Here is a 25,748-nt window from a genome sequence, read left to right as displayed (position 1 = left end):
CACCTTAGCGATCCCCCCGCCCGCGAAGGGTGATCATCACGAAGATGACCCCCGCCGCCATGAACCCCATTGTCCCCCACCCACGCTCCCCACCCACATAGAGAATCGCGCTGGTGACACTTGTGGCGGTGAAGATCACTCCCAACGAAATTTGGTGAATGGCGGATTCAATGCGTGTCACCTGCTGCCCAAAGGCATCGCTCGGCTTCACCTGGACGACCAGTTCACCCCGTTCGGCGCGATCCAGCACGGTATCCGCCAGCGCGGGGAGACGGTACGTGCGGGCAAAGAAATCGCGGATGGTCTTTAGTGCCGCGCTTGCCAAGACACCCGCCGCCCCATTCAGGACGGGCAAATTGCCCCGCCGCACCTCAGATTCTTCTGCCAAAAGGCGGGTGGCAAAGGGCTGCATCTCCCGCCAGGGGTCAAACTGCGGATCAAGCCCTGTACACATCCCGCTCAGAATCCCTATCGTGCGGCTGAGGTAGATGAAATCCTGCGGCATTTGGAAGGGCATGGACATGATTAGATCGCTGAACTCAAGGGCGACCTCGGTCACGTCTTCAAAGGGGAGCGAACTGAGTTCGTTCATGTTCAGCCCCCAGACCTTATCGAAGACGGCGCGGGTTGCCGCCTCAAGCCGCGCCCGATCTGCGCTTGGCATGAGGATGCCTAGTTTGCCGTAGCTATCGACCAGCGCTTTCGCATCTTGGGTGAGGATGGCGATCAGCGTCTCCCGCAGCCCGCCGACGATCTGTGGGGTCAGCCGCCCGGTCATGCCGAAATCAATGAAGATCAGGTAGAACTTGCGTCCGGCGGGGGTCTCATTCGGTGTGGCATGTCCATTCGGCGTGGTGAAGGCAAGCGTTTCGGGGTGACTGGCGGCGCTATTTTTGCCATTTTTACCCTGCCGTCCCTGTTGCGCAGCAAAGTAGGGAACGCCGTTGATTGTACTCGTCCCGCTCAAGCCGTCTTGTTCGTCATCGGGAAGGGGGTAGACGAACAGATTGCCCGGATGGGGATCGGCGTGAAAATACTTGTAATCGAAAATCTGCCGTAGATAGCAGTTGATCAGCCGTTGGGCAACCTCTTTGCGGCTGACTCCGGCGCGGTCTATCGCCGCATAATCGTTCAGCTTGATGCTCGTCACGTCCTCTTGGGTGAGGACATAGTGGGTAGAGTGTTCAAGGTAGACGCCCGGGACGTAAATGCCCATGTCGTTGCCAAACATAGAGTTAAACAGAAGGGCATTATCCGCCTCTTTGCGGTAATCGAGTTCTTCCCACAGAACGCGGCTAAATTCCTCCAACAGGGCGGGGACGTTCGCCCGCCGCCGGATGGGGGCATAGCGCATGGCAAGGTGCGAGACAAACTGCAAGGCGCTGAGATCGGTCTGCACAATGTCTGTGATGTGGGGGCGCTGCACCTTGACGACAACGCGATCCCCATTGTGAAGCTGCGCCCGATGAACCTGCCCGAAAGACGCCGCCGCGATGGGTTCGGGGGTGACCCACAAAAAATGATCCTCCAGCGAGCCGAGTTCGCGTGTCATGGTCGCTTGGATGTACTCGAAGGGGACAATCGGGACTTGATCTTGCAGACCGGCAAGTTCTTCGGTGATCTCAGGCGGCAGCACGTCCACACGGGTGGAGATGAACTGCCCCAGTTTGATCATCACCCCGCCCATATCAATGGCGAGACGGCGAAAGCGTTTGGCATAAAGCCGCCAGCGCCGCGAACGCCCTCGGCTGATCGGTTTTTCGCCAACGATCCGGCGGAGGAACACCTCCCAAAACAGGACGCGGAAAAAGGTCAGGCTGAAAAACGCCACCGTCCGCCGGAAACGCCCCCGCCGGATTGTCCCCCCGCGATGCCCTTCATCGGGGGCGTTTTCACGGGGGGGGAGATGGGGTGCCGTCGCAGGAAGGGGTTGTTGGGCATGTTTGGTAAGGATCGGCGCGGCAGAGTCCGCTGGCGTCTCGGCTGGCATGGGGGCAAGAACACCCTCTAGCCGCTGCCGGACGGCGCGTTTCGCGGCAGTTCCGTTCGTTTCCTTTGTCCCATTCGTTCCGTTCATCGCCACCGTGCTTGATTCCTTTTCACTTCGGCTGAACTGGCTTAGGTTCAGGCTTTTGCGATGAATTCGATGTTGAGCGCCTCGCCCTCAAAGCGTGCCGTGCCAATCTCTAACTTCCAGAGAGCGTGCGGCAAGACAATGTTTCGGCGGTAGGGTCCCACCCGCAGCGTGATCTCATCCGCCGAACGGTAGAGATCGAGATCATCGCGGTGGGCAAAGGGGAGCGGCACACGGAGCAAATAGCCCCCTTTCCCTTGCGCAATAATCTCATGGGTTGTCCCGTGAAACAAGCGTTTCGTCGGGTCTACATTGGTGTAGAGATTATCGGCAAGGTGTCTAAGTCCCTCTAAGCCGCTCACATCACGTTCCATCATGGGCGCTTTCAAGAGGGGAAGCTCTCCAAAAACCTCCTGAATCAGGGCGATGTTCTCGCGTTGGAGGTCTTTCCACTGCTGGAAATAGGGGTCGGTGACCGCCTCCGGCAGAATCTTGTTGCAGATCACGGCATCTACCGCGTAACCATAGAGATTCAGATAGGTGTATGTCCGCTGCGTCTCCTTGATCACCATTTTTTCAGGGTTCACCACCAAGCGCATACTGCTCATGGTGGGGTCGGCAAGCAGCGCCCGCACATTATCCAGTGTTTTGAACAGCGCCTCAACGGTATCAAATGCCTCTTTGTTGGGCAGTTCCGTCCGCAGCAGCGGCTTGGCAATGGGGCGCAGCACCCGCGACATGCCTCGCGTCAGTTTGATCAAGCGCTCAAACCACCAACGGCTGACATCCGGCAGACTCAGCAAGCGGAGAGTCTCGGCGGTGGGAGCGGCATCTACGATAAGCATATCGTAGAATCCCTCGCGGACGTATTTATCAATCCACAGCAGATGCGCCCCTTCTTCAAAGCCCGGGAGGATGGTCACTTCCTCAGCTACAATGTCTTCCACCCCACGCCGGCTAAAGAGGGCGATCATGTATTTTTGGAACGCGCCCCAATATTTATCCATCGAATAGCGGGCGTCTACCTCTTGCGCCCACAGATTGGGGCGAATCTCAATCGGTTCGGGACCAATCTCTCGATCCAGCGAATCGCCCAAGCTGTGCGCCGTGTCGGTGCTGATCACAATTGTTTTCAGCCCCATCTCAGCGCAATGAAGCGCCGTCGCCGCGCTGACGCTCGTCTTGCCGACGCCGCCCTTCCCCGTGTGTACAATAATACGCATGATGGTTGTTCGTCCTCACACTTCCTATGAGGTAATACGTGGGGGGGTGAGGGAAGGTTGCGTTTTTTTTGGGGGGGGGGCGGGAGGGTGCGGGGCTAAAGCCCACGCGCTATGGACAATCACCCCGTTGGGGCTTAAAGACGTGATCTTCCTCCATTAGGTGGGCGCGGCGGGCGCATTGCCTTTCAAGCCCGGTAGGGGTGGTCAACCTCAGCCCGCTGCTTTAGCGGCGGGCAACACGCGGCCCGGTAGGCGTCCCTACGGTGTACGGGCGTCATTCGCTTTATCGTGGATCAAGGTCAAACCATACTCCACGCTGTCCAGCAGCGCCCGCCACGAGGAATCTATGATGTTCGTCCCCGCCCCAACAGTACTCCAGCGGGCATGGGCGCTTTGGGTATCGATCAGCACCCGCGTCGTCGCCGCCGATCCGGTGTGGCTATCTAAAATACGCACTTTATAATCCGCCAAGGTGAACTCGCGGACATGGGGGTAAACAGGCTCTAACGCCTTGCGCAGGGCTGAATCAAGGGCGTTCACTGGACCGTTCCCCTCGGCGGCGGTATGCATGACCTGATCGCCAACGGACAGTTTCACTGTCGCCTCTGCCAGCAGACCCCGCCCGCGCCGGTTTTCGACCACAACGAGGAAATCGATCAACTCAAAGGGGGCTTTGTAATCGGCTTGCGCCCGCTTGAGCATCATGGCAACGGACGCCTCTGCCCCCTCGAACACATAGCCAAGGTTCTCCAACCGCTTGATCTCCTCCAAGACCTTTCGCGCTGCCTCGCTGGAGACATCCAGCCCCCACTGCTCCGCCTTGCTCAGGATGTTTCCCCGCCCACTGAGATCAGAGAGCAAGACGCGCATCTCGTTGCCCACCAAAACAGGATCGATATGCTGGTAGCTTTGCGCCGTGCGGCGCATGGCGGCAACGTGAATCCCGCCCTTGTGGGCAAAGGCGCTCCGTCCCACATAGGCAAGGTGGCTATCCGGCGGGAGATTGGCGATCTCGGCAACGGTACGGGCGACATGGGTGAGCGTCGTCAAGTGGGCATCGTCGGGCAGGCACGTGACGTTCATTTTGATCATCAGATCGGGGATGATGCTGCACAGGTTGGCGTTTCCACAGCGTTCGCCATAGCCGTTGATCGTCCCTTGCACCATCGTCGCCCCAGAACGGACGGCGGCAAGGGAATTGGCAACGCCCAACTCGCCGTCGTTGTGGGTGTGAATTCCGACCTTTACTCCCGGCAAGGCACGAACGATCTCGCAGAAAATCTGCTCCACTTCCCAATAGAGCGTGCCACCATTCGTATCGCAAAGGGTGATCCAATCGGCGCCGTTTTGCACCGCCGCCTTGAGCGTCGTCAGCGCGTATTCCGAATCCGCCTTGTAGCCATCGAAGAAATGTTCGGCGTCGTAGACCACCTCTTTGCCAAGCGCCTTCATATAGGCAACGGATTCCCCGATCAGGCGGTAGTTATCTTCCGGCGTCGTCCGCAGCACTTCGTAGACGTGCAGCAGCCACGATTTCCCCACAAGGGTGACGACGGGCGTTTGGGCATCGACAAGGGCGTGGATGTTCTCATCCTCGGCGGGCGTACTCCCCACACGGCAGGTTGAGCCAAAGGCGGCGATCTTCGCCGTCCGCAAGGGGAGTTCACGCACAGCGTCGAAATAGGCGGCATCTTTCGGGTTCGATCCGGGCCACCCCCCCTCAATGTAGGAGACGCCTAAATCATCCAGAATCCGCGTGATTTTCAGTTTGTCTTGAAGGGAGAGCGAAATCCCCTCCCGCTGTGTCCCATCGCGGAGCGTGGTATCGTAGATATGTACGGCTACAGACAAGGCGTATCTCCCCTCATGATCAGTACGATAGGTATTTCTTTAACGGATCGAAATACAGTAAGGCTCAATCCCCCGCCATACGGATGGTTGCCGACTCGCCCTCTGGGGTGACGCCCGCCCCGCCCGTCGCTACCAACAGGCGGTTCAGCGCGGCGAGGTACGCCTTCCCACTGGCGACGACAATATCAGGGTCAGAGCCATGCCCGCCAAAGGTCTGGTACTCGCCATCTTTCGTGCAAATGCGGACGGTCACTTCACCCTGCGCGTCGATTCCCTCGGTAATGGCGCGGACGATGAATTCCAAAAGGCGGTTCGGGGCGTTCACAATCTTGTCCATCGCGCTGTACACGGCATCCACCGGACCCGATCCGATTGCTGCCTCAATGTATTCCTTCCCGTCGGGACCTTCCAACTTGATCGTCGCCGTTGGCATCCCGATCTGCCCACAGGTCACCTGCATCCCGCGCAGTTTGAAGATTTCAACGGGGCCCTCAAGCTGATCGGACATGATCGCCTGCAAGTCGGCATCGGTGATGTGCTTTTTCTTATCGGCAACTTCCTTGAACCGTTCAAACGCCTTGCGCAGTTCGTCATCCGCCACGTCGTAGCCCAGATCGCGCAGCCGTACTTTGAAGGCGTGCCGCCCGCTGTGCTTGCCCAAGACAAGGCGACTCTCGCTGATCCCGACGCTTTCGGGGCGCATGATCTCGTAGGTTTCATGGTTTTTCAACTGCCCGTCTTGGTGAATGCCCGCCTCGTGGCTGAAGGCGTTCGCCCCGACAATCGCCTTGTTGGGCTGGACGACCATCCCTGTGTAGTTGGCAACCATGCGGCTGATGCGGCTGATCTGTTTCGTGTCGATCCCCGTGTACAGGTTGTTGTAGTAGTTCGCCCGCGTGTGGAGCGCCATGACCACTTCTTCCAACGCGGTGTTTCCAGCGCGTTCGCCAATGCCGTTGATGGTCACTTCCGCCTGCCGTGCGCCAGCGTGAATCCCTGCCAGTGTGTTTGCCGTTGCCATGCCCAAATCGTTGTGGCAATGCACCGACCAAATAACGTCAGGATTCCGCCCACCGGGGGTATTTTCGATCAGGTAGCCGATCATCCGTCCATACTCATCGGGGGTCATATAGCCCACTGTGTCAGGGACGTTGATGGTCGTTGCGCCCTCGGCAATGGCAGCCGCACAGACTTCCGCCACGTATGTCCATTCCGAGCGCCCGGCGTCCATCGTGCTGAATTCGACATCGGCGCACAGCGAACGCGCCAAATGCACCATCTCCCGCGCCCGTTCCAATGCCTCGGCACGGGTCATGTTCATCTGATATTTCAGGTGAATATCCGAGGTGGAGAGGAAGGTATGAATACGAGGGCTTGCCGCGTAACGGACGCCTTCCCAACACAGTTCAATATCCTTGCGGACGCATCGTGACAACCCGCAGATGGTCACCGTATCAACCTTCCCCACTTCGTGGGCGATACGCTGTACGGCAGCCAGATCGTCCGGGGAGGTAGCGGGGAAGCCCGCCTCAATAATATCGACGCCGAGGGCGGCTAAGGCATGGGCGATCTCCAGCTTTTCGGCGCTGTTCAAGGACGCGCCGGGGGATTGTTCCCCATCGCGCAGGGTCGTATCAAAAATGCGGACGCGGTTTGAGCGTACTACAGGGTCTACAGACATGATCTCCCCCTCACTGGGTTTAACTTGTGCACTCATGCATCTGACCCAGACCCCCTCCCCCGATGGGCAGAAGGGGCATGGGTGGACACACCCTTAAGCGTTCGGATCGTAATCCTTCAGGCGCTTCGGCTTCAGGAAGGGCATCATCTCCCGCAGCCGCGCCCCGACATCTTCTACCTGATGAGTGCGGTCTACCTGACGCAGTTCCTTGAAATGCTTCAAGCCTGTCGCGTTTTCCTCAATCCACGTCTCGGCAAACGAGCCGTTCTGAATTTCCGTCAGAACTTGTTTCATTTCCTTGCGCGTTTCGTCCGTCACCATCCGCCGTCCGGTGACATAGCCGCCATATTCCGCCGTGTCGGAAACGGAATACCACATGTAGTTCATCCCGCCCTGATAGAGCAAGTCCACAATGAGTTTCAGTTCGTGAAGGCACTCAAAGTAGGCGACTTCCGGTTGGTAGCCCGCCTCTACGAGTGTCTCGAACGCCGCCTTGACCAGCGCCGTCACGCCGCCGCAGAGGATCGTTTGCTCGCCAAACAGGTCGGTCTCGGTTTCCTCGGCAAAGGTCGTTTCCAAGACGCCCGCCCGCGTCCCGCCAATCGCTTTCGCATAGGCAAGGGCAAGCGCTTTTGTATTCCCCGATGGGTCTTGATAGACGGCGTACAGGCAGGGCGTTCCGCCCCCCTCGGTATAGGTTTCGCGGACGCGGTGTCCGGGACCCTTCGGGGCAACCATCGCCACATTGATGTTTTCTGGCGGCACAATCTGCCCAAAACGAATGTTGAACCCGTGTGCAAACATGAGCGTATCGCCCGCCTTCAGGTGGGGGGCAATATCCCGACGGTAGACTTCCGCCTGTTTCGTGTCGGGGATCAAAATCATAATTACGTTCGCCGCCTCTGCCGCAGCGGGGACGCTGAGAACGGTCAGCCCGTCTGCTTCTGCCTTCGCCCGCGATTTGCTGCCCTCGTGCAGCCCGACGACGACCTTCACACCGCTATCCCGAAGGTTCAGCGCGTGGGCATGACCCTGACTGCCATAGCCGATAACCGCGACGGTTTTATCCGCGAGCAGCCCAAGATCGGCGTCCTTATCGTAGTAAAGCGTTGCCATGATAGGGTTGTTGACTCCTTAGAAAAGCCGGTAAAGGGCGGATCAAAGCGCCGCCCGCGCAAAATACACAGGGTTATTGTAGCGGGGTAGGGTTTTAACCCCTCGAAGGATTTTTTTCAAAGCCCCTCTCCCCTCCCTATAAACGAGGAAAGAATTAGAGCAGCGGGTAGGGTTTTGACGAACCACTACCCTTCCACCGTGTCCAGAAGGGCATCTTCTGTTTCGGGGTCTACCCGTGTGACAACGTTCCCTTGCCCCATCGCCACAACGCCCGTCCGCACTACTTCCACAATCCCAAAGGGGCGTAGGGCGTCCACAAATGCCTCAACATGGGATTCTTCGGCAGAGAGTTCGTACATGGTCATGCCGTCGGTAGTATCCAGCACCCGTGCGCCGAACTGTGCGGCGACGCCCTCTGCGCCTCCCCCAGCGGAAACTTTCACTAGCGCCAGATCGCGGCTGATGAAGGGTTTTTCGGTCACATCCAGCACCTTGATCACGTTCACCAGCTTGTAGAGGTTCTTTTCCACTTGGTACGCACGGGTCACATTGCTATCCAGGACAATGGTCATGCGCGAGATGTTCGGGTCTTCCGTCCGCCCGACGGTCAGGCTGTCAATATTGAAGTTGCGCCGCCGGAACAAACTGACGACGCGATTTAAGACGCCCGGTTCGTTTTCCACAAGGGCAACTAAGGTATGTTTCATGCAGGGGTATCCTTCCCTTTGGATGTCAAAATTAGGCTGTGGTTGGGGCGCATGGTGCGTGCCCGTCGTATGTTCTAGTGATTCTCTGACCAGTCCGGTAGGTTCATCGGGCGGCGGATCATCGCATGCAAATCGGCTCCGGCAGGCACCATCGGGTAAACAATATCGGCGGATTCAACGCGGAACTCCACAAGGGTCGGACCCTTGATGCTCTGTGCCTTTGCCACCGCATCGGGAATTTCCTCGCGGTTGGTCACACGGAAGGCGGGAATCCCATAGGCGGCAGCCAACATGCAGAAATCTGGGTTGCGCAGCGGTGTTGCGTTGTAGCGTTCCTCATAGAAGAATTCTTGCCATTGGCGCACCATGCCCAAATAGCTGTTGTTGATGATGGCGATGTTCACATCAACATTTTCTTGCGCCGCCGTGCCAAGCTCGGTCAGCGTCATTTGGAAGCCGCCATCGCCCACCACCGCCCACACTGTCTCATCTGGGCAGCCCATCTTTGCGCCAATGGCGGCGGGCAAGCCAAAGCCCATCGTCCCCAACCCGCCAGAGGTGATCAGGGTGCGCGGGCGGTCATGAAGGTAATACTGTGCCTCCCACATTTGATGCTGCCCCACATCGGTGACGACAATGGCATCGCCGCGTGTAGCTGTCCACAGGTCGCGGATTGCTTGTGCCGCATAGAGTTTGTCGCTTGGCAGTACCTGATTGACAATGTCACGCTGATCGCCATCCTCTTGCCAATCCCGAATTTCCGCTAACCAGGCACGGTGTTCCAGCGTTGGGACGTGCGGCGAAAGCTGCTCAAGGACAGTGCGCAGGTCGCCGGCAATGCCCACATCAACCTTGACCGCCTTGTTCAGTTCGGAAGCGTCAATGTCGATGTGAATCTTTTGCGAGTTCGGGGAATAGGTTTTCAGGTTGCCCGTCACACGGTCATCAAAGCGCATCCCGCAGGCGATCAGTAAATCTGCCGATTGAATTGCCTGATTCACCGACGCGGCGCCGTGCATCCCCATCATTCCCAAACAGAGCGGGTGGCTTTCTGGGACAGCGCCCTTGCCCAAGAGCGTCAGCGCCACTGGAATTTGGGCGATCTCTGCCAGCGAGAGCAGCGCCCGCTCTGCACCAGACATGTTCACCCCGTGTCCGGCAAGGATAAGCGGTTTTTTCGCCGTTTTGATCAATGCGGCGGCGCGTTCCAAATCGTGCGCGGTGGCGGCTTTCGGCGGTGTATAGCCGGGCAGCTTGATCACGCCCGTTGGGTACTCAAATTCGATGCTGGCATTTTGGACATCTTTGGCAATATCGACCAACACCGGACCTGGACGCCCCGTGCGGGCGATGAAAAACGCCTTGCGCATCGTCTTTACCAAGTCCCGAATATCGGTGACGAGGAAATTATGCTTGGTGATCGGCAAGGTGACGCCCGTCACGTCCGTTTCTTGGAAAGCGTCCGTGCCGATTACGGGCGAGGGGACTTGCCCGGTGATGCACACAATGGGCGAGGAGTCCATCATGGCGGTGGCGATCCCCGTCACCATATTCGTTGCGCCCGGACCGCTGGTCGCCATTGCCACGCCAACCTTACCTGTCGCCCGTGCGTAGCCATCCGCCATGTGTGTAGCGCCTTGTTCGTGGCGCACCAAAACGTGTTTTAGCCGCTTGTCATACTTGCTGAGGGCATCATAGGTGGGCAGAATTGCCCCCCCCGGATAGCCCCAAACGAATTCGACGCCTTCCTTCAGCAAACATTCCCAGATGATTTCCGCGCCCGTGAGTTTCATGAAGACTCCCTTTGTAAATCGTGATTATGTCTGTAGGGACACCGTTTAGGGTATCCGCACTCCCACCACTGCTTATCCTTTGGCAGGTTCGCCCAGTGTGACGGGTGTCAGCCACCCGTGCCGATCCACCATATTGCCGCTAACAATGCCGAAAAATTCCTCTTGAAGCGCCTTTGTGATCGCCCCTCGCGTCCCCGACCCAATCGGCACTTTGTCTAGGGAACGGATGGGGGTGATCTCTGCCGCCGTGCCAGTGACGAACATCTCATCGGCAATGTAAAGGACATCGCGGCTCATAACCGTCTCGCGCACCTCATAACCGAGATCGCGGGCGAGTTGGATCACGCTGGAGCGCGTGACGCCAGCGAGGATGGATGTGCCGATGGGCGGGGTGTAGATGACACCATCCAAGACAACAAAGAGGTTTTCGCCCGATCCCTCGCTCATGTTGCCGTTCAGGTCAAGCTCCAACGCCTCGCCATAGCCGTTATCCTTTGCCTCCATACGGGCAAAGCTGTTGTTCACATACTGCCCGCCGATTTTTCCCATCGGAGCGCCATCCGAGGGGCTGAGCCGCCGCCACGAACTGACCATCGCCTCAATGCCGTTCTCAATCGCCCCCGCACCGAGGTACGGACCCCACGCGAAGGAAAGAATCACCACCTGTGTGGGGTTGGGACGCCCATCAAGGTCAAAACTGCCCATCCCCCGAAAGATGAGCGGGCGGATGTAACAGGCGGGCTGCCCATTAAGGGCGACCACCTCTTGAATCGCCTGCGAAAGCTCATCGGCAGTGTAGGGAACGGCAATGCGGACGATTTTGCAGCTATTCACCATCCGCTGAACATGCGGGGCAAGGCGAAAGATTGCTGTGCCTTGTTTCGTGTCGTAAGCGCGAATCCCCTCAAACACGCTAGAGCCATAGTGGAGAGCATGTACGCCGACATGAACCGTCGCATCTTCCCACCGGACAAATTTCCCGTCAAACCAAACGTAAGGACCGTGTGCAAGTGCCATAGGGCTGAAAATTCCTAATCTCTTTGGTATATGTGTTCTGTCTTGTCTGGGTCATCCTGGGGCGTCCCTAGAGACGCCCCAACTCTGGCGGCTGTGCTTCCTGAGAGTACATGCCTAACCCACCGCGATGGGATAAAAAAAGGACGCCCCCATTACCAATTAAACGCTTTGGTGAGGGCGTCCTGTGCATCCTTATCCGCTTGATTGGCGGAAGGGCGCGGCGCGTTCGTGCTGCTGCCAGCAGGGGCGGCGCTTTGCATGTCAGGGTTGGTGGGTTGGGCGGGCTGCTCCTCGGCTTGATAGAGTTCCGTCCATGGGCTGTTGTCACGCTCCATCTTGGCGAGTTTCGTTTGGGTGGGCGTTTTGTCGGGCATGATTCGCTCTCCTGCGGTCACACTAAAATTGGACGATTCAACAAAAAAGCCGCCTGTGTAGGGCGGCTTTTGAGTTTCCGGTTACGTCGCTTTTGGCTCTCAGAGACCATTCGCGGGCAACGCAGCACTACACCACCCTTGCTTCTCGTACTTAATAATAAGTACGAGGCTGGTAAGTACCACGAGAACGCTAATAATCGAGAGCAACCCAACCATCATAATCACAGCACTTCGCTTGGTGAGGTTTGTGTCCAAAAGCACAATCATCACTAAGTCTATGGGGGGTGTGCGTGGGGAGCAACATGCATGTTGCACAATTTAACCCTTTATCCTTCGTGCATCTTGCCCAATCGTACCAACGTTGGGGCGAATTGGGGTGGAGGTTCTGGTCAGGTTGATCACAGCGCAACAAGCGGGCGGACGCTGTTATTTCTTTCCCTTTTTACGTCCGCCAATGCTTGGTAAGAGTGAGCCAAACCCAAGCATCGAAAAGCGCGATTTCGCCCCTTGTTCGGTAGCTTCTGGCTCAATGTCGGTCTCCCATTTGTTCCGTTCGCGCTGGTTTGCCCACACCCGATATTTCCGTGCCGATTCATCGATCAGGTCGGCTAGGGCGTCGGAATTCTCGTGGGTGAGTGTATCGCGCAGAGCATGGAGAGCCGCACTGAGGGCATCAATCCGCCGCAGCAAATTCGCCCGATTGTCGTGCAATTCGGCGGCAAGCGTTTCGGGATCGCTGTCCAAGAGCTTGTAGGTGGCGAGGAAAAAGGCGGGGTTGCTGATCCATCCGGCGTCTGCCCACCCGTTTGCTCGTGAAAGACTCTGGAAATAAGCAACTTGGAGCAGGGCGGGCAAGCCCTCTGTACCAGCGATGATCCCATCGTGTTCGTGGGGATCGACAAAATGGATACGGATGCCGAGTAGTTCGGTCAGATCGCTGACGAGTTGGACGGCTTCTGGGGGGCAGTTGGCGGCGGGGGAGAGGATCATCAGTCCGCCGGTGAACAGATCCGCCCGCGCCCCTTCCGGTGAATCGTCTGGGTCACCAAGGTAATCGGGGTTGATCACCGGAAGGACGCCCACAAGGTAGGCCGCGGCGCTGCCATCCTCTGGGTCACGGGGGAAGTGACGGTCTGCCCACGCTTGGGGAGGAAGTTTGAGAGGGGCAGTATCAACAACCACTGCGCCGGGCTTCAGCGCCGCCCCCATCAGTTCGTAGAGTTCCTTTGCTTCCCCGTAAGGCATGGCAAGGAAAACGAGATCGGCGCGGCTGACGGCGTTCGTAATCTCTGGGACTTCCGCCTCTACTGCGCCAAGTTTGGCGGCGGCGCGAAGGCGAGCCACCTTGCGATCATAACCTGTGACAACAAACTGGTGTTTGGCATCCCCTCGCTTGCTGTAGGCTTGGAGCGCCAAGCCAAGCGACGCGCCGATTCGCCCTGTGCCGATAATCGTGATGTTTACGACAGCCATCGAAAAAGCCCCTTAGTGATCGTTCATCGTGATCGCTTGTAGGGACGCGCCGCAGCGCATCCGCCCATCTGCCTTTTAGGAGTTACGCATTTTCCGTCATCCCCCTGCGACCCGCCTTCGGCGTGTACCCGCTCTCCCTGAGGGAGAAGGGGGAAAAGAAGTCTTGAGGGGGCTTCCCCCTCAATCTACCTCTTTCGATCAATACGGGGTAAACACGTTCAACTGCGTAAATCCGCCTTTTATCAAGAGAATTTTCTAAAATCCTCTCGTCCTCTACCCCCCGTCGGGGAGCGTTGCCAAGATGCGCAGTTCCACGCCGCGTTCAACATCCTCTCGCCGCCGGATGATGTTTGCCCCCAACACTTCGAGGACGAAGGCAATCGCCCCTCCCACGATCATGCCCAGAAGTCCACCCGCCGCCACATTGACCGTCGTATTGGGGCGGAACAAACTGTAATTTGGGTAATCCAGAAGTTCAGCATCAATCCGATCTTCAAGACGGAGCGGGGCGTTTTGTTGGTTGCGCCATGCCACAAAGAGCTTTCCATAGGTGTTCGCCACACGGCTGGCAACAATGCCATCCTCTAATTCGACATCAATAGCGAGGATGAGCGTGTTCAAATCGGGGGAGACGGTGACGCGGCTTGCTAACGCGCCGGGGGTCATGTCCAAGGAGGTATCGTCGCCTGTTGTTCGGGTGTCCAGTGCCTCGATCACCTCTGCCGCCCGTGCATCAGCGCTAAGCCGCTCGCCCCAACTGGACATGAGTTGTTTCAAGGTCTGCGCCAAACCAAAATCGTTCCGTGCGGGGGCGATCAAGAGCTTTTGCGTGGCACGGTAGAGCGGCGTCTGCATTCGGCTGAAGGCATAGGCTGCGCCGGCGGTAAGCAGCCCCGCCAAAAGGATAATCCAGCCGCGCCGCACAAGGATACGCACATACTCGTTCAGGGTCATCTCAGTTCAAACGCTCCCATGTTCCAAAGCCATCCGCCGATTCATACATGACAAACGTTTTCCGATCTAAGGTTGTCAGAAAATGCTTGCCCGGTCCGATATTGTACCGCCCTTGATCGTCTAAGAAACCACCCGGACGATAGACATAGCCCGTCGTCAGGTCAAATTCGGGAGTAGTTGCCCACCCAAGCGCCTCACGCAGACCGGGTGTTTCCCGCCAGAGCTTGCCAAAGCCGCGTCGCGGTTGGTAGAGCGTGTCCGCCGGTGGGACAAGCGCTGGATCAACTTCGGGCTGCCCTTCTGCAAAGGTATCGGGGTAAGAGCGCCACTGTCCCGTGTTGCGGTTGGGGCTGTCTGGCGAGATCATCAGCACCCAGATCACCGGCGGCTGCGCAGCCGAAATCCAGAACATAAAGCCGTTCTGAAAGTCCTGTTGGGCAATGCGAATCTCTGCCCGTGTTTCCGTCGGAAAAATGCTGAGCGTGGGTTGGGGAGGGGCTTCGCTGGCGATGGGCGGCGCGGTTGGCGCTCCCCCTTCCGGCGTTGCTGTGATCACCACCGCCACATCGGTGGGGACGGGCGTTTTCGTGATCACGATCACGTTGGGGTCAGGCGTCGCCGTGATCACAACCAGAATTTGGACTTGGGGAAAGCCCTGACAGGCAGTGATCAGGAAGGCGAGAGCGATCAGCAGCGCCGCAGGGCGGAAAATAGACAGACGGAATCGGCTTCGGATACTCACGCGGGTTTACAGGCTCACTTTCTTAGACAAGCCTTCGCATTGTACCACCACAACACGGGTGGGGGGCATGAACGGCGGGTGAGCGTGGGGGGATCAGCACCTTCGCCATTTTTACACACGTTCTCTTAGATTGTTACACTGGCTTAAACAGTGATTTTGTAAAGTGATTGTGTGACATATGAACCGGATGATTGAAAGAGAATCCATGAATTACTTTAGACGAATAGGTGTCGGTGTTTTAGTGGTAGGTATTCTTTTCGTGGCGATGATTGCCAATGTGGGGGATAGGGAAGTGGTGCAGGCGCAGGGGGCAGCAAGCCCAACGCCTACTAGAACACCTACAGTAAAACCAACCAACGAAGGACTCCCCTTTCCTGTACGACCCATCACGAATGATCAGCTTGCCGAGGCACGCGCCTGTGAAGATTACCTTCTACGACGGGAGAATCGTGAGAACGTAGACGTTCCGAGCAAAACATGTGAACTGCTGGAATCGGCTGTTCGGTGGGAATCAAGGACACTGTTTAGCGAAGTGATGAAGGCAAACCCGGCTTACGCTTTTACGCGCCATGCCTTTTATACCTTTGCCGAGGAGGACATCCCGCTAGTTGACGTGCCATCAGCGGTCAACCAGCCGATCACGAAGGTAATCCTTCGCTATACATGGCAAGGGCTTGGCAACTGGTACGATTATACGATAGTGATTACAGAGGCAGATACGGATACACCCATTGTGTCGATTACAGACCGCACCACGATAGGGAAGGGGGAGCGGCTTCCGCCAACAAAGGCGGCACAGCCCCCACCCGTCATTGACCCGGCGTTGGTTCAGGCATTAGCCGGCGGGGTGACCAATCTGCTCCCTGTGCAGCAATTCACACCGTTGCAGATATGCTGCGATAATTACCCCGATTGGACGGTTGGCTTGACCTTTGCCAATGGCTTACAGCTAATGCTTACAACGGATCAATCAAACCTATTTGGGGGTGGTGGACCATGGCATATCTTTGTTGGTGAACAGCGCTATATCCAATATTCAAGCGCCTTTGCCAAACGAGTTGGGGCGATTTTTGAGGCATTGAGGCTTCCTATAACTCCCATCCGGTCACGGATGGGAGTTATGAAGTTTATTCCCAAAAAGGAACTGCCTTCTCTCTTGAATGGCTATTTCGGCTTTTGATCTCTGTTAGGGTGTGAGGGTATGGGGTGTGTGGCGGGAACACCGCCGCACGCCTTATCCCCACCTGCGGCTGATCTTGCCGCTGTCCTCTCCCCGCGCTAAGATTTCCCCTGATACGCCACCTGTACGAACCAAACGAAACCGAGGACAATGCCCACCCCAACCTACACCCGTCCGCCGGGCTTCTATGATCGCGCCGCCGCCGAAAGCGCCCAAGCCGCAGCGATCACCGCCACCCTTCACCGCGTGTTTGCCCGTTTTGGCTACCAGCAGGTGGAGACGCCGCTCGTTGAATATGCCGATCTCTTTTTGACGAAAAGCGGCGACGACGCCATGAGCCGCCTCTTCACCTTTGAGATGTACGGACGGCTGCTCTGCCTGCGTTCGGAATTCACGCCCTCTGCTGCACGGCTTTATGTGGAGCGCCACCAACACGACGCGAAACCGATCCGATGGGGATTTTCGGGGAGCGTCTTTCGCTATGAATCGCCCGGACGCGGACACAGCCGCCAATTTACGATGATCGGGGCGGAGTTGATCGGCGGAAGCGGGGCAAGCGCGGACGCCGAAGTGATCGGCATGGCGGCGGCAGGGCTGTTCGCCCTCGGTGTGCAGGCGTGGACGATTGCCATTGGGCATGTCGGGCTGATGAGCGCTCTTTTACGCCGGTTTAACCTTGAACGACGGACACAGCGCCACCTTTTGGGGCAGGCGGAAAACCTTCGCAAGCGGGGGCGGGATTATGTGGAGGGGCAGCTAGACGCCTTTTTCAGTGGGCTACCCACCGCCTTAAAAGGGGAAGGGAGCAGTTCGGAACGGGAGATTGAGCGGACGCTACAACTGCTGCTCGCCAGCGCCGATCTGGGTACGACAGGTTCGGGGCGCAGCAGCGAGGACATTGCTCGCCGCCTTTTGGCAAAACAGCGCCGTGCCGATTCCCGCGAGGATGTGCGGCGGGCGCTCGATTTTCTGGAGACGTTTGTCGCCATCGAGGGGACACCTTCCCATGCCTTGCCCGAATTGGCACGCCTTTTGCCCGACGATCCAAGCGTCCTCGCTGAGTTTGAGACGCTCCAAGCGGCGGTCAAGCTGCTGAGCGTCTACGACCTTGCCGAGGATCGCATCAGCATCCAGCCCGGGTTGGCGCGGGGGCTGAACTATTACACGGGAATCGTCTTTGAGGGGCATACGCCAGCGGAGGATAGTTCCAGCCAACTGTGTGGGGGCGGGCGCTATGACGACTACATTCGGGTGATTGGCGCGGCGCAGGATACGCCCGCTGTTGGCTTTGCCTTTGGCTTGGAGCGCATTCTTGCCGAGTTAGCACGGCAAGCGGCGGCGGATGCCCCCTTGATTCCCCCTGTACAGGCGCTTGTTGTCCCGCTGACGGCGGCGGACGAGGGCGAGGCGGCGCGGGTGGCGACGGTGCTGCGGCGCAGCAGCGCAGTCGAGTTGGTCATGCCCCCGCCGCGCACCCTGAGTGGTGTCTTGGGGCGTGCCGCCAAGCGAAACATCCCTTATGTGATCCTTGTTGGCGGAGCGGAACAAACGGCGGGGCGCATCACCCTGCGCGATATGGCACGGGGGGAACAAACGACGCTGCCCCTTGAGGACGCCGCACGGCTGATCGCCGCACACGACGCCAACACTGACACCATCGCCGAGGGGCAATCATGACCACCACAGCAAACAGCATCGCAGAGAGCGCCGCCCGCATCACCTTAGCCCTGCCAAGCAAAGGGGCGCTTGCCGACCCTACTCTCGATTTTTTGAAATCGTGCGATTTGAAGGTCTCCAAGCCGAATCCGCGCCAATATGTGGCGACTATGCCCGCCTTGCCACAGGTGGATGTCCTCTTTCAGCGCGTCACCGATATTGTCTACAAGGTACACGATGGTACGGTGGAATTGGGAATTACCGGGCTGGATGTCGTCCGCGAATATGCCGGACACGACGACGATGTGATTGTGATCCACAACGATTTAGGGTACGGCGCGTGCGATCTGGTCATTGCCGTCCCCGAAGCATGGATCGATGTGGAGACGATGACCGATATTGCCGATGTCGCCCTCGATTTCCGCGAACATCGCCGCCGGAACATCCGTGTGGCGACGAAGTTCACCCGCATGGCGCGGGAATTCCTGCGCGATCACGGTATTCATCACTTCACCCTTGTCGAGGCGGAAGGGGCGATTGAAGCCGCGCCGACGCTCGGCTATGCTGATGTGATCATCGACCTGAGCGCAACGGGGACAACACTCCGTGAAAACCATCTGAAACCTGTTGCCGATGGGACAATCCTTGAATCGACGGCGTGTGTCATCGCCAACGCCCGCCGCCTGTGCGAATCGCCGCTTGCGCTGGAAACTGCTCTGACGATGTTAGAGGTGTTCGATGCGACGCTGCACGGGGGGCAGTATTACCAACTGAGCGCGAACATGCGCGGGCAAAGCCCCGAACAGATCGCCGCCGCCGTCGCCTCAAAGCCCTTCACGCGGGGGCTTCAGGGTCCAACCGTTTCCCCGATTTATGCCAGTAAGACGGATGCTGGATCGGATCGCTGGTTCAATACGACGATCATCGTCCATCGCAAGCACATCATCGCCGCTGTTGCCCACCTGCGCAGTATAGGCGGCACGCAAACGACCGTGATTCCGGCACGCTACGTCTTTCTGGAGGAATCACCCCACAGCGCCGCCCTGCTAAACCGCTTAGGGGTGAGTCGCTGATGATCCTAACTGCGCCCCCCATGGGTTCTCACGGGCGAAGGACTGATCCTAATCTACCGTTTCCCGCGCTCCCCTCTATCCTCAGATCGCCAAACGGGGGACAACAGGGGACAATAGGGCAGTGTTTCGGAGCAATTAACGGGTTCATCTTCAAAGGAGCGCTTTTCATCATGCAAACCTACCTTCGCGGACGAGATTTGATCACCGAACAAGAATGGACAATGGACGAGCTGGACACGCTCTTTGATGTGGCGTGGGACTTGAAACGCAAGCGGGCGTTGGGCGAGCCACACGCCATTTTGCGCGATAAGGTCTTGGCGATGCTCTTTTTCTTCACCAGCACGCGCACCCGCGTGAGTTTTGAGGCGGGGATGGCGCAGCTTGGCGGACATGCGCAGTTCATCGACAGCGAGACGACCCAAATTTCGCATGGGGATACCGCCAAAGAGATCGGGCAAATTGTCGGGCGCTATTGCGACGGAATCGCCATTCGCCAGTGTGATTGGGATTTCGGAAACAAATACATTCGGGAGGTTGCCGAACACAGCCGCGTCCCCGTGCTGAACATGCAGTGTGACGTATACCACCCCTTCCAAATCCTTGCCGATGCGATGACGATCATGGAAAAATTTGGGCGGGGCAGCCTTCACGGAAAGACGATCAACGTCAGTTGGGCCTATGCCTCCAGCTATCAAAAGCCGATCTCCGTCCCCCAGAGCTTGATCCTGCTCATGACACGCTTGGGGATGAACGTCCGCCTGACCCACCCGCCAGAATATAAGCTGATGCCCGATATTGTTCAGCAGGCGCGGGATAACGCCCGGAAGAGCGGCGGCAGTCTGGATATCCTGCATAACTTTGACGATGGCTTCAAGGGGGCGGATATTGTCTACCCGAAATCGTGGGGGGCGCTGCTGACGACGACGGACAACAAAGAGAGCGCTGAGATCGGCAAAAAGTACACGGATTGGATCACCGACTCGCGGCGGATGAAACTGGCGAAGGATCACGCCGTTTACATGCACTGCCTGCCCGCAGATCGCAACATCGAAGTCACCGATGAGGTGATCGACGGGGCGCAGAGCATCGTTTACGACGAGGCGGAAAACCGCCTCCATGTGCAGAAGGCGGCGATGGCGCTGACGATGAGCTAAACTACCACAATGCGCCGCCCGAACGTTGACCCTCGCGGGCTACCAGAACAGGCGGCGCTTTCGGGGATGAGGGGCTTATTGCAGTACCCTCACTGGTTGGACTGCAACCAGCCTTCTTACAAGAAGAGCGGGCGTCGTTCGTTTACCCTTTAGATCACCACCGCCTAGCCCATCGGTAAGTATATTGTGATAAGCGGGGCTGTCAACCACTAAGGGGTCAATCTCCTTGAAAAATGCTGTAGGCATCCGCCCTCCTCATGCCCCACAATGCGGACACGGCACGCCGTGTCCCTACGAAAATCCCCTTCAAAAAGCAAAAAAATTTGATCGGGGGCTTCGCCCCCGAACCCCCTCAGAAAACAGAAAATCAGAATTCAGAACCACAGAACTACTGGGAGAAAAAGCGGGCGCAGCGGAATCCAACGAAGATGTCCTCGATGGCAGGAATGTTCCAGTTCCGATTCGCAGCGCGGGCGTAGTCCTCGTCGTTGATCCACGACCCGCCCCGCAGCACGCGAGAATTTCCGTCCTGCGACCCCTGTGGGTTGGTTTTGGTCGAGACGCCATAATAGCCCGAATCATACCAATCCGCCACCCATTCCCACATGTTCCCGCTCAAATCATATGCCCCTATCCATGATACCCCACCGGGGCGACTCCCCACCGAGGCAGGTTCATCCCCTGAATTATTGGAGTAAACCATATTGTCCGCCACAAAACTGTTCCCCCAAGGGTAGGCAAGGCTCTGGGGTCCACGGGCGGCGTATTCCCATTCCGCTTCGGTGGGCAGCCGCGCTCCGCGCAGGGTACAGAAATCCCGCGCCTCGAACCAGGTGATATTTTCGCGGGGGAGATCACTGCCCGTCCAGTTACTAGAGCGTTTCGCTTGTCCGCCTTTGCTTTTGAATTGGGCGTTGCTCACCTCATATTGGTCGATCCAAAAGGATTTCGTGAGGCACACCTCATGGATTGGCTTTTCATCCTCACTAGTAGTGCTTCCCATCATGAAACAGCCGGCCGGGACAAGCACCATCGGCACGCCGTCAAACGCCTGCTTGACAACCGTCCAATTCACCTTTGCTCCAGCGGGAATAAACGTCGGCGTGGCGGCGACGGAGGAGGCGGGCGTCTTGGAAGGAGTGAAGGTTGCCGTTGGCGTAAAGGTGCGTGTATAGGTGTTCGTCGGCGTGGGCGTAAAGGTCATCGTAAAGGTGTTCGTCGGCGTTGGCGTAAAGGTCGTCGTAAAGGTGTTCGTCGGTGTGGGCGTAAAGGTCGTCGTAAAGGTGTTCGTCGGTGTGGGCGTGTATGTCCAAAGCGCCGCCGTCTCGGTGGCGTTTGCCGCCGCAATGTATCCCTCAACTGTTCGCTGCCCCGCCGTCGCCGTTTGGATTACGTTACGGGTTGCTGCCCCCGCCGTCAGCGTGGCTGCGGCAATCTCCTCCAAGCGAAAGGTTGCTGTGTAGGTAGCAGTGGGAGCATCTGTCGCCATTGACGAGGGCGTTTCCGTTGTGGTGGCGGGGGGGGGCGTCGTCTCCGTTGGATTCATCGCCGCCGCTGAAGGGGTGGTGCTGATCGCTGTCTCTGTTCCAGTGGTGGGCGCATTTCCGCCCCTCCCGATGAGGATCATGATAACGCCAATGACGACGACGAGGGCGACCAATCCGGCAGTCAGCGGGGAGCGTCCACCGCCGCGTTGGGGTTGAGGGGCGTCTTCTGTGGGCATTGCTGTTGGTATCACAGCGGGAATCCCCCCGGCGGGTGTCCGTGCTGTGCGATCCATCTCCTGCCCAGCGTCCACTGGCATCACGCCTGTCAGCGCCGCCCGAAACGCCTCGGCAAAAGCGCCCGCGCTTTGAAAGCGATCCTCGCGTTCTTTGTTCAGCGCTTTCAGAATCACCGCCTCAATGCTTTCGGGGATGGTACCGACCATCCCTCGCAAGGAGCGGGGGCGTTCGTTCACATGGGCGTACATCATCTGGAAGGGCGTGTCGGCGTTGAACGGCATCTGCCCTGTGAGCGCCTCAAAGAGCAGCACCCCCAGCGCATAGACATCGGCACGGGCGTCCAGCGCCCTATTTTGCCACTGCTCCGGCGGCATGTAGGCGGGCGTCCCCAGCGCCGTCCCCGTGCCGGTCAGTTTCGTCCCCTCGTTCAGCAGTTTGGCAATCCCAAAATCGCTCAGGAAGGCGTTGCCTTCCTCGTCAAAGAGGACGTTTTGCGGTTTCAGGTCGCGGTGGACGATGCCCCGCTTGTGGGCGTAATCAAGCCCCCCCGCCACCTGATCCAAGAGTTTTGCGGCGGCGGTCAGGTTGAGGCGTCCTCCCTTGAGCCGATCCGCCAACGTGCCGCCGGAGAGCAGTTCCATGACCAGGTAGAGCATCTCGCCCGCCTGCCCGTAATCGAACAATTTCAAAATATGGGGGTGGCTCAGGTTGGCAATCGTCTGTGCCTCGCGCCGGAAACGGGCGAGGAATTCTTCCGGGTTTAGCGACTGGGTGAGATCGGGTTTGATCACTTTGATCGCCACATCGCGCTGAACGCTTTGCTGGCGCGCGCGGTAGACGGCTGCCATGCCTCCTTTGCCCAACACGCCGCTGATCACATAATCCCCAAGACGCTGCCCGATGAGGTCTGTCATCATGTACCACCATTGGTTAGAGAGAGGCGCTGAGGGGATTATAACCCAAATCGGGAGAGGAAATCATACCATAGGCACTATAAATTATTCTGTAGGGGCGACCCCTGGGGCGTCCGCGCCGTTTTGCCTGCCCCTAAAGCAGCAGACTAGGATTGACGCTTGAAGGCAAAGAGACTCTCCCTGGATTCGTCTTAAGCCCCAACGGGGTGGTTATGCCTAGCGCGGCGGCTTCAGCCCCGCGCCCCCCCCCGCACTCCGTAACTCCCTTCCCCTACAACATCCCTCTAATGGTTTGCCAACGCCTTTCCTACACGAGATTCTTTAGAATCAGAACAAGGAGAGGATGATTCCTATGATCAACCTAAACAATTTTACGAACAAAGCGCGGGAGGCGGCGCTTGCCGCGCAGAACCTTGCCGGCGAAAAACACCACCCAGAAATTGAGCCAGCCCACCTGCTGTTGGCGCTCCTTCAGCAGCCAGAGGGGGTCGTCCCCCAGGTCATCGCCCGCATCGGGGGACGCCCCGAACGGCTTGCCGCTGAGCTGGAGGCGCTCCTTGAGGCAAAACCCCGCGTCACGGGGGACGCCCAGACGGGTCTCTCCCGCCCGGCGGTGGAGGCGCTCAGCCGTGCCGAACGCGAGGCGGGCAAGATGAAGGATGAGTACATCAGCACTGATCACATCCTCCTTGCGCTCACCGAGGACAAGACCCTTGCCGATCTACTCAAGCGACAGGGCATCACCTATGCCGAGGTCTTGAAGGCGCTCGTCGCCATACGCGGCGGGCAGCGCGTCACCAGCCAAGACCCCGAAGCGACCTTTCAAGCGCTGGAAAAATATGGGCGCGATCTGACCGCCGCCGCCCGCACGGGGAAACTTGATCCAGTCATCGGGCGCGATGAGGAAATCCGCCGCGTTGTGCAAGTCCTCAGCCGCCGGACGAAGAACAACCCCGTCCTCATTGGCGAGGCAGGCGTTGGCAAGACGGCGATTGTCGAAGGGCTGGCGCAGCGCATTGTAAATGGCGATGTGCCAGAGGGTCTGAAGCGCAAACGGATCATTGCCCTTGATATGGGGTCGCTCGTTGCTGGCGCTAAATATCGCGGCGAATTTGAAGAACGCCTGAAGGCTGTTCTCAAAGAAGTTGCCGATGCCGCTGGCGAGATCGTCTTGTTTTTGGACGAACTTCATACGATTGTCGGGGCGGGCGCCGGCGAAGGGGCGATGGACGCCGGAAACATGCTCAAGCCCATGTTGGCGCGGGGCGAACTGCACGCCATTGGGGCGACGACTCTCGATGAATACCGCAAATACATCGAAAAAGATGCCGCGCTCGAACGGCGCTTTCAGCCTGTATTCATTGATGAACCGAACGTGGCGGACACGATCAGCATTTTGCGGGGCTTGAAAGAGCGTTATGAAGTGCATCACGGTGTGCGCATCCAAGACAGCGCCGTGATCGCAGCGGCGACGCTCTCCCACCGCTACATCGCAGATCGGCAGCTTCCCGACAAGGCAATTGACCTGATCGATGAGGCAGCGTCCCGTCTGCGTATGGAAATCGACAGCAAACCAGCCGCAGTGGAGATGATTGATCGCCAGATCATGCAGGTTGAGATTGAGCGCGAGGCGCTGCGCAAAGAACGCGATAAGGCAAGCCGAGATCGCCTTGCCAAATTGGAGAACGACCTGGCAAACCTGCGGGAGGAAAGCCGTGCCCTCAGCGCCCGCTGGACGGCGGAAAAGGATGCGATCAGCGCTATTCGGGAGGCAAAGGCAAAGTTAGATGAAAGCCGCGTCCGCTTGGAGCAAGCCGAACGCCGCGCCGACCTTGAAGCGGCGGCGCGGATGCGCTATGGCGATATTCCGGCGTTGGAAAAGCAGCTTGCCGCCAGCGAGGCGGCACTCCACGAGATGCAGCGTGGGGATGCGCTTTTGAAAGAAGAAGTGGACGCCGAAGAAATCGCCATCGTCGTTGCCAAATGGACGGGCATCCCCGTGACAAAACTGTTGGAGGGAGAGGTTGAAAAGCTGCTGCACATGGAGGAGCGCCTTCATAAGCGCGTTATCGGGCAGGACGAGGCGATTCGGGCAGTGGCAAACGCCGTTCGCCGCTCGCGGGCGGGGCTGCAAGACCCCAACCGCCCGATGGGATCGTTCCTCTTTTTGGGGCCAACGGGTGTTGGCAAGACCGAACTGGCGCGGGCGCTGGCGGAATTCCTCTTTGATGATCATGATGCCCTCGTGCGCATTGATATGAGCGAGTATCAGGAAAAGCACAACGTCAGCCGGCTGATCGGAGCGCCGCCCGGCTATGTGGGCTATGACGAGGGCGGTCAGCTTACCGAGGCAATCCGCCGCCGCCCGTATGCCGTCGTTTTGCTGGACGAGATCGAAAAGGCGCACGCCGATGTGTTCAATGTTCTCTTGCAGGTTTTGGACGATGGACGGCTGACGGACGGGCAAGGGCGCATCGTCAGCTTTAAAAACGCCGTCGTGATCATGACCAGCAACGCTGCCAGCGCTCAAATCAAGCAGATCGGCGGCGATCCGGCACGGCTGCGGGCGGCTGTCCTTGCCGAACTGGATCGCCTGTTCCGTCCAGAGTTTTTGAACCGGATTGATGAGATCGTCACCTTCCACACCCTGACCCCCGACGACATTGTTCAGATTGTGGACATCCAGATCGAGCGGCTGCGCACGCTTTTGGCAGAGCGCGGAATGGGAATCACGCTCAGCGCGGCGGCAGAACGCTACCTTGCCGAGCGTGGCTACGACGCCACCTTTGGGGCGCGTCCGCTCAAGCGCATCATTCAGCGCGAACTGCAAGACCCTCTCGCCGTGTACATCCTCGAAGGGGCGCTGCGCGAGGGCGAGATGATTTATGTTGATGTGGGGACGACAGAGGGCGGCGAAACAGCCCTCATCTTCTCGCAAAGCGAGCCTGTCAGCGCCTGAGCAGGGATGCCGCCTGGGGCGTCTAGTCTAAAGGTGATCGCCCCTTATGCTCCTTAAAAGATACATGCCGTCTCGCCCATTGT

19 protein-coding genes are annotated in these 25,748 nt (G+C 58.2%); 5 read left to right on the top strand and 14 right to left on the bottom strand.

All coding sequences use genetic code 11. The features are described 5' to 3' along the window. Positions 1-4 precede the first annotated feature (4 nt). From HS103_12220 to HS103_12165, 12 genes are all read right to left on the bottom strand, one after another. Complete coding sequence (locus HS103_12220) at positions 5-2,083, bottom strand: AarF/ABC1/UbiB kinase family protein (GenBank protein ID MBE7513563.1); 2,079 nt, start codon at positions 2,081-2,083, stop codon at positions 5-7. Positions 2,084-2,124: 41 nt separating this feature from the next. Then, a complete protein-coding gene (locus tag HS103_12215) occupies positions 2,125-3,297 on the bottom strand; it encodes an ArsA family ATPase (GenBank protein MBE7513562.1) in 1,173 nt (390 codons plus the stop codon). A 258-nt stretch (positions 3,298-3,555) separates the two neighbouring features. After that, a complete protein-coding gene (locus tag HS103_12210) occupies positions 3,556-5,148 on the bottom strand; it encodes a citramalate synthase (GenBank protein MBE7513561.1) in 1,593 nt (530 codons plus the stop codon). A gap of 64 nt (positions 5,149-5,212) precedes the next feature. Continuing rightward, positions 5,213-6,829, bottom strand: coding sequence for a 2-isopropylmalate synthase (locus HS103_12205; GenBank protein MBE7513560.1), 1,617 nt, complete (start codon positions 6,827-6,829; stop codon positions 5,213-5,215). Between the two features lie 93 nt (positions 6,830-6,922). Next, the gene (gene ilvC, locus HS103_12200) at positions 6,923-7,945 is read right to left on the bottom strand and encodes a ketol-acid reductoisomerase (protein MBE7513559.1); all 1,023 of its coding nucleotides are present in this window, start codon (positions 7,943-7,945) and stop codon (positions 6,923-6,925) included. A gap of 185 nt (positions 7,946-8,130) precedes the next feature. Next, the gene (ilvN, locus tag HS103_12195) at positions 8,131-8,652 is read right to left on the bottom strand and encodes an acetolactate synthase small subunit (protein MBE7513558.1); all 522 of its coding nucleotides are present in this window, start codon (positions 8,650-8,652) and stop codon (positions 8,131-8,133) included. Between the two features lie 74 nt (positions 8,653-8,726). Continuing rightward, positions 8,727-10,445 carry a biosynthetic-type acetolactate synthase large subunit gene (gene ilvB / locus HS103_12190; GenBank protein MBE7513557.1) on the bottom strand — a complete coding sequence of 573 codons (1,719 nt, stop codon included), beginning with the start codon at positions 10,443-10,445 and terminating at the stop codon, positions 8,727-8,729. A gap of 72 nt (positions 10,446-10,517) precedes the next feature. After that, entirely contained in the window at positions 10,518-11,462 is a 945-nt protein-coding gene (locus HS103_12185; GenBank protein ID MBE7513556.1) for a branched-chain amino acid transaminase, read from the bottom strand. Positions 11,463-11,614: 152 nt separating this feature from the next. Beyond that, positions 11,615-11,836: a hypothetical protein gene (locus HS103_12180; protein MBE7513555.1), complete on the bottom strand. Its 222-nt coding sequence runs from the start codon at positions 11,834-11,836 to the stop codon at positions 11,615-11,617. Between the two features lie 426 nt (positions 11,837-12,262). Further along, positions 12,263-13,309 carry a prephenate dehydrogenase gene (locus HS103_12175; protein ID MBE7513554.1) on the bottom strand — a complete coding sequence of 349 codons (1,047 nt, stop codon included), beginning with the start codon at positions 13,307-13,309 and terminating at the stop codon, positions 12,263-12,265. A 273-nt stretch (positions 13,310-13,582) separates the two neighbouring features. Beyond that, complete coding sequence (locus HS103_12170) at positions 13,583-14,263, bottom strand: hypothetical protein (GenBank protein ID MBE7513553.1); 681 nt, start codon at positions 14,261-14,263, stop codon at positions 13,583-13,585. A gap of 1 nt (position 14,264) precedes the next feature. Beyond that, complete coding sequence (locus tag HS103_12165) at positions 14,265-15,005, bottom strand: hypothetical protein (protein ID MBE7513552.1); 741 nt, start codon at positions 15,003-15,005, stop codon at positions 14,265-14,267. A gap of 205 nt (positions 15,006-15,210) precedes the next feature. Here HS103_12165 and HS103_12160 point away from each other — a divergent pair, with 205 nt between their 5' ends. The 4 genes from HS103_12160 (at position 15,211) to HS103_12145 (ending at position 20,068) form a co-directional block, all read left to right on the top strand. Continuing rightward, positions 15,211-16,185 (top strand): hypothetical protein, encoded by a 975-nt coding sequence (locus tag HS103_12160; protein ID MBE7513551.1) that lies wholly within the window; start codon positions 15,211-15,213, stop codon positions 16,183-16,185. Between the two features lie 150 nt (positions 16,186-16,335). Further along, positions 16,336-17,862, top strand: coding sequence for a histidine--tRNA ligase family protein (locus tag HS103_12155; protein MBE7513550.1), 1,527 nt, complete (start codon positions 16,336-16,338; stop codon positions 17,860-17,862). Continuing rightward, on the top strand, positions 17,859-18,914 hold the full coding sequence (gene hisG / locus HS103_12150) for an ATP phosphoribosyltransferase (protein ID MBE7513549.1): 1,056 nt from the start codon (positions 17,859-17,861) through the stop codon (positions 18,912-18,914). Before HS103_12155 ends, hisG begins: the two co-directional genes overlap by 4 nt. 170 nt (positions 18,915-19,084) lie before the next feature. After that, the gene (locus HS103_12145; protein ID MBE7513548.1) at positions 19,085-20,068 is read left to right on the top strand and encodes an ornithine carbamoyltransferase; all 984 of its coding nucleotides are present in this window, start codon (positions 19,085-19,087) and stop codon (positions 20,066-20,068) included. A 75-nt stretch (positions 20,069-20,143) separates the two neighbouring features. Here the strand turns inward: HS103_12145 and HS103_12140 are convergent, their stop codons facing one another. Beyond that, a complete protein-coding gene (locus HS103_12140) occupies positions 20,144-20,314 on the bottom strand; it encodes a hypothetical protein (protein MBE7513547.1) in 171 nt (56 codons plus the stop codon). Between the two features lie 142 nt (positions 20,315-20,456). Further along, positions 20,457-22,709 (bottom strand): SUMF1/EgtB/PvdO family nonheme iron enzyme, encoded by a 2,253-nt coding sequence (locus tag HS103_12135; protein ID MBE7513546.1) that lies wholly within the window; start codon positions 22,707-22,709, stop codon positions 20,457-20,459. 349 nt (positions 22,710-23,058) lie between these two features. Here HS103_12135 and clpB point away from each other — a divergent pair, with 349 nt between their 5' ends. After that, entirely contained in the window at positions 23,059-25,665 is a 2,607-nt protein-coding gene (gene clpB, locus HS103_12130) for an ATP-dependent chaperone ClpB (GenBank protein MBE7513545.1), read from the top strand. Positions 25,666-25,748: the final 83 nt, after the last annotated feature.

It is taken from the genome of Anaerolineales bacterium (assembly GCA_015075625.1).
GTDB lineage: Bacteria > Chloroflexota > Anaerolineae > Aggregatilineales > UBA2796 > UBA2796.
Note: the sequence above shows the minus strand (reverse complement) of the source record. Positions and strands in the feature narration are given on the sequence as shown.

Excerpts from the sequence above, each read along its gene's own strand:
- HS103_12215 (MBE7513562.1), bottom strand. The coding sequence starts at position 3,297 with ATGCGTATTATTGTACACACGGGGAAGGGCGGCGTCGGCAAGACGAGC.
- HS103_12205 (MBE7513560.1), bottom strand. The coding sequence starts at position 6,829 with ATGTCTGTAGACCCTGTAGTACGCTCAAACCGCGTCCGCATTTTTGAT.
- ilvC (MBE7513559.1), bottom strand. The coding sequence starts at position 7,945 with ATGGCAACGCTTTACTACGATAAGGACGCCGATCTTGGGCTGCTCGCG.
- ilvN (MBE7513558.1), bottom strand. The coding sequence starts at position 8,652 with ATGAAACATACCTTAGTTGCCCTTGTGGAAAACGAACCGGGCGTCTTA.
- ilvB (MBE7513557.1), bottom strand. The coding sequence starts at position 10,445 with ATGAAACTCACGGGCGCGGAAATCATCTGGGAATGTTTGCTGAAGGAA.
- HS103_12185 (MBE7513556.1), bottom strand. The coding sequence starts at position 11,462 with ATGGCACTTGCACACGGTCCTTACGTTTGGTTTGACGGGAAATTTGTC.
- HS103_12180 (MBE7513555.1), bottom strand. The coding sequence starts at position 11,836 with ATGCCCGACAAAACGCCCACCCAAACGAAACTCGCCAAGATGGAGCGT.
- HS103_12175 (MBE7513554.1), bottom strand. The coding sequence starts at position 13,309 with ATGGCTGTCGTAAACATCACGATTATCGGCACAGGGCGAATCGGCGCG.
- HS103_12170 (MBE7513553.1), bottom strand. The coding sequence starts at position 14,263 with ATGACCCTGAACGAGTATGTGCGTATCCTTGTGCGGCGCGGCTGGATT.
- HS103_12160 (MBE7513551.1), top strand. The coding sequence starts at position 15,211 with ATGAATTACTTTAGACGAATAGGTGTCGGTGTTTTAGTGGTAGGTATT.
- HS103_12155 (MBE7513550.1), top strand. The coding sequence starts at position 16,336 with ATGCCCACCCCAACCTACACCCGTCCGCCGGGCTTCTATGATCGCGCC.
- hisG (MBE7513549.1), top strand. The coding sequence starts at position 17,859 with ATGACCACCACAGCAAACAGCATCGCAGAGAGCGCCGCCCGCATCACC.
- HS103_12145 (MBE7513548.1), top strand. The coding sequence starts at position 19,085 with ATGCAAACCTACCTTCGCGGACGAGATTTGATCACCGAACAAGAATGG.
- HS103_12140 (MBE7513547.1), bottom strand. The coding sequence starts at position 20,314 with ATGCCTACAGCATTTTTCAAGGAGATTGACCCCTTAGTGGTTGACAGC.
- HS103_12135 (MBE7513546.1), bottom strand. The coding sequence starts at position 22,709 with ATGATGACAGACCTCATCGGGCAGCGTCTTGGGGATTATGTGATCAGC.
- clpB (MBE7513545.1), top strand. The coding sequence starts at position 23,059 with ATGATCAACCTAAACAATTTTACGAACAAAGCGCGGGAGGCGGCGCTT.